This is a genomic window from Roseibium album, assembly GCF_001404515.1.
Lineage (GTDB): Bacteria > Pseudomonadota > Alphaproteobacteria > Rhizobiales > Stappiaceae > Roseibium > Roseibium album.
The window spans coordinates 1-1217 of record NZ_CXWE01000028.1 but is presented as its reverse complement, the minus strand read 5'-3'; the positions used below and the strand labels follow the sequence as shown (position 1 = coordinate 1217).

1 protein-coding gene is annotated in these 1217 nt (G+C 54.4%); it reads left to right on the top strand.

Features of this window, described 5'->3' with window-relative positions; translation table 11 throughout:
* Nucleotides 1-56: 56 nt before the first annotated feature.
* Nucleotides 57-1183 (top strand): IS3 family transposase gene (locus LA5095_RS32270; protein WP_144436249.1). Its coding sequence is split into 2 segments (ribosomal slippage): nucleotides 57-321 and nucleotides 321-1183, totalling 1128 coding nucleotides; the frame shifts between segments, so codons are not numbered across the junction.
* Nucleotides 1184-1217 lie beyond the last annotated feature (34 nt).

Here is a 1217-nt window from a genome sequence, read left to right as displayed (position 1 = left end):
TGATCCTCCCCCTTTGAAGTGGTCCGCCGTTATGTTTAGGAAAACGGAGGATCAAAATGGCTACGAAACGCCACAAGCCAGAAGAAATTGTCTCGAAGTTGCGACAGGTTGAAGTCCTTGTCGGCCAAGGAATGCCGCGTATTGATGCTATCCGGCAGGTTCGTATCACCGAGCAGACGTATTACCGGTGGCGAAAGCAGTATGGTGGGATGGGAACCGACCAACTGAAAGAACTCAAACGCCTTCAGAAAGAGAACGAGCGGCTGCGCAAGGCGGTATCCGATCTGACCCTGGACAAGTTGATCTTGTCAGAGGCCGCAAAGGGAAACTTCTGAGCCCCGCCCGTCGTCGCGCCTGCATCAATCACATTCGTCAGCATCTCGGCGTGTCAGAGCGCCGAACCTGTCGTGTTCTGGGTCAGCACCGGTCCACGCAGAGGAAACGTCCAGCAGGGCGTGCTGACGAAGAATGTCTTGTGGCGGATATGATCGCACTCGCCCGTGAGTATGGCCGTTACGGTTACAGGCGCATTGCAGCTCTGCTCAGAGATGCTGGTTGGCATGTGAATGACAAGCGCGTCGAGCGGCTGTGGCGACGAGAGGGGCTGAAAGTGCCAATGAAACAACCGAAGAGAGGGCGGCTCTGGCTGAACGACGGATCATGTGTCCGGTTGCGACCAGAGTATCCTGACCATGTCTGGAGCTATGACTTCGTGCATTGCCGAACCAATGATGGAAAGGCATTCCGGACGCTGAACATCCTGGACGAGTCTACCCGAGAGTGCCTCGCAATCCGGGTGAAGCGAAAGCTGAATTCTACCGAGGTGATTGACGTGCTGACGGATCTCTTCATCCTTCGAGGTGTTCCAGCCTACATCAGATCAGACAATGGGCCGGAGTTCATTGCTCAGGCAGTCAGGGACTGGATCAACGCTGTGGGTGCAAAGACCGCATACATCGAACCAGGTTCGCCATGGGAAAACGGATACTGCGAGAGCTTCAACGCCCGCCTCCGAGATGAGCTACTCAATGGTGAAATCTTCTACAGCTTGAAGGAAGCACAAATCCTGATTGAACAATGGAGGAAACATTACAATACCAAGCGTCCACATAGCGCCTTGGGCTACCGACCACCGGCACCAGAAACCATCGTCCGGATGGACCAAAGCCCAGTCTTGCAATAACAATCAAAACGGACCACTCAAGTGGGGCTGATCA